The following is a 2,834-nucleotide window of genomic DNA, read 5'->3' on the forward strand; positions in this document are numbered from 1 at the left end:
CGACAGCGGGCACGTTTTCAGGTAATATCACGATTTCGAGTAATGATCTGAAGAGTGGAACACAGACCTTAGCCGTGTCTGTGATCGTGCAGGCGGCACCTGTGCCAGCGATTGCTGTTCAGGAATCCGCAATTGATTTCGGTACTGTTGAGTTTGAACAGACGGTCCAGCAGACGATTACGGTTCAAAATACGGGTACTGCACCGCTGGAGATTACGGGTATTGAGAGCGATGTGTCGGGGCTGACGTTTGATACTACGATGTTCACACTGGACCCCAATGGTTCACAGACGATTACGATTACGTTTCCGAGTTCGACGGAAGGGACGTTTTCGGGGCTTATCACTATTTCGAGTAATGATCCTGATCGCGCGAAGCATACTCTTTCGATTTCAGGGATCGTGCAGGCGGCACCTGCGCCGGTGCTGGTTGTGGGAGAACCGGCTATTGATTTCGGGAGTATTGATGCTGAGAAGACGGCTCAGCAGACTTTTACGATTGAGAATACGGGTACTGCGTCGTTGGAGGTTACGGGTATTGAGAGCGATGTGCCGGGTTTGACGTTTGAGCCTTCTGTGTTTACGCTGGCGCCCAATGGTTCACAGACGGTTACGATTACGTTCCCCAAACCCATGGAGGGCGAGTTTTCGGGGCTTATTAATATTTTGAGTAATGATCCTGATCGCGCAAAGCTTACGCTGTCGATTTCTGGCGTTGTTCAGCCGCTTTCTTTGGAAGCCAAATCGGATTTTGACGGTAGTGGTATGATTGACTTTACTGATTTTCTGCTGTTTGTGGGTGCGTTTGGATCGGCTGCGTCCGAATACGATATCGATGGCAGCGGTAGTGTTGATTTTTCAGATTTTCTCATGTTTGTGAGTGTATTTGGAAAGATGGTTGACGGGTAGATTTGCGACTTTCGGCTTGACACTTGTAGTGCAAATTTCTATGTTTTGCCTTCAAAGTGATGACGGAGAAAAGTAACCTGTTCCCAACTGGACAGAGAGGATGTGTCCCGGGCTGAGAACACATCTGCAGGATGCACAGGCGAAGTTCCCTCCCGAGCTGCAAAGCCGAATGGAAAGATAGTTTCCTATTAAGCCGAGCCGGTGGGTCCACCGATAATGGACAGGATGGTGATGGCCGTCCGCTGAGTGGTGCTTTTTAGCGCAAATAGGGTGGTAACGCGGAAAGCTCTTTCGTCCCTATGATGACGAAGGGGCTTTTTTGTTGTCTAATACTAACATTGGAGTTTCTCTTGATTGATCTCGCATCTTTACATGCGCTCGAAATTCGCATTTTGCGTGTGTATCAAAACAATGCCAGTGCCGAGCAGTCCGATGCACAACTTCAAAGTGGCGCGGATCTTGGTGAGGGACAGGTTCGGCGCGCGGTTGAGTGGTTGCTTTCCAAGCAGTTGCTCGAAGTTACGGGAGAAAATACGCGCGTGACTGTTTCGCTTACGGAAGTGGGACGGGATTTTGCCTCAAAGGGCGCGACGCCAGAGACGGCACTTTTGGCCCGGGTGAGTGCAGGGCGCGTCGGGATCCAGGATTTACAAGCCGACGAGCGCTTTGATAGAGGTGCTTGGGGCAGTGCGTTTGGCGGTTTGAAAAAGGATGGGGTTGTCGATCTGGATAAGGGGGCGGTTGTTATTGTTGATGCAGAGCGCGCTTCTTTTTTTGTTGATCGGCTTATGCCGGAATTGTTTGAGAAATTTTCCGATGCTGGAATTGAGATTGATGATTTTCCCGGTGATATTGTCCAGTATATCGAAGCCAATGCCCGCAAACGCGGGGGGAGCAGGGCTCCTGTTCGCCTGGATGATCGCACGGAGCGGGTTTATAGGCTGACGGATGAAGGGCAGCGCGTGCTTGTGGAGGTTGTTAAAGCCAATCTTAAGGGTGATGAGATTTCTCGTCTTACGCCCGATATGATTCAGAAGGGCACATGGCAGGGTGCGTCTTTTCGCCGATATGATCTGTCGATTAAGCCACCTCGCGTGCTTATTGGGAAGCACCATCCCTATCGGGCGTATCTCGATAATGTGCGGCGTCGGTTGATGGCGCTCGGGTTTGAAGAGATGAAAGGTTCGCTGGTCGAGACTGAGTTTTGGAATATGGATGCTCTTTTTATGCCGCAGTTTCACGCGGCGCGCAATATTCACGATGCGTATTACGTAACGGAGCCAACGAAATCCCGAGAGGCTGAAGAACCCCATTTTTCCAGGGTGGCTGAGGCGCATCAAAACGGGGGTGAGACGGGTTCGCGCGGGTGGCGATATGAGTTCAATCCCGAACAGTCGCGCCGCCTTATTTTGCGTAGTCAGGGTACTGCGCTTTCGGGGCGGACGCTCGCTTCAGAACCAAATATCCCGGGTAAGTATTTCGCTCTTGCGCGTTGTTTTCGCCCGGATGATGTCGATGCCACGCATGCAGCGGATTTTTTTCAGGCTGAGGGTATTGTTCTGGGCGAGGAGATAAATTTTCGCAGTTTGCTCGGTTTGCTCAAGTTGTTCGCCCTTGAGATCGCGCAGTCCGAAGATGTGCGCTATGTGCCCGATTATTTTCCTTTTACCGAGCCTTCGGTAGAACTTCAGGCAAAGCATCCCGTTCTGGGCTGGATCGAGCTTGGTGGTGCGGGTCTTTTTCGTCCTGAGCTTACACGACCTCTGGGTGTGGATGTTCCGGTTATTGCCTGGGGTCTGGGGGTTGATCGAATGGCGATGGTCGCGCTGGGTATTAACGATATACGCGATTTGTTCAGTACGGATTTGGATCTGGTCAGGAATACGCGGTAGGAGTAAAAATGCCAACGATTACAGTTAATAAACC

At 51.1% G+C, this 2,834-nt stretch carries 2 protein-coding genes and 1 other annotated feature; both genes read left to right on the top strand.

What is annotated here, in order from left to right; all coding sequences use genetic code 11:
* Positions 1-908: choice-of-anchor D domain-containing protein (locus OXH16_18370; protein ID MCY3683368.1), on the top strand; the 908-nt coding region annotated here is incomplete at its 5' end.
* A gap of 50 nt (positions 909-958) precedes the next feature.
* Positions 959-1,210 (top strand) — a binding site (T-box leader).
* A 48-nt stretch (positions 1,211-1,258) separates the two neighbouring features.
* Positions 1,259-2,800, top strand: coding sequence for a phenylalanine--tRNA ligase subunit alpha (locus tag OXH16_18375; GenBank protein ID MCY3683369.1), 1,542 nt, complete (start codon positions 1,259-1,261; stop codon positions 2,798-2,800).
* The last annotated feature ends 34 nt before the right edge of the window (positions 2,801-2,834 follow it).

The organism is Gemmatimonadota bacterium (genome assembly GCA_026705765.1).
Taxonomy (GTDB): Bacteria; Latescibacterota; UBA2968; order UBA2968; family UBA2968; genus VXRD01.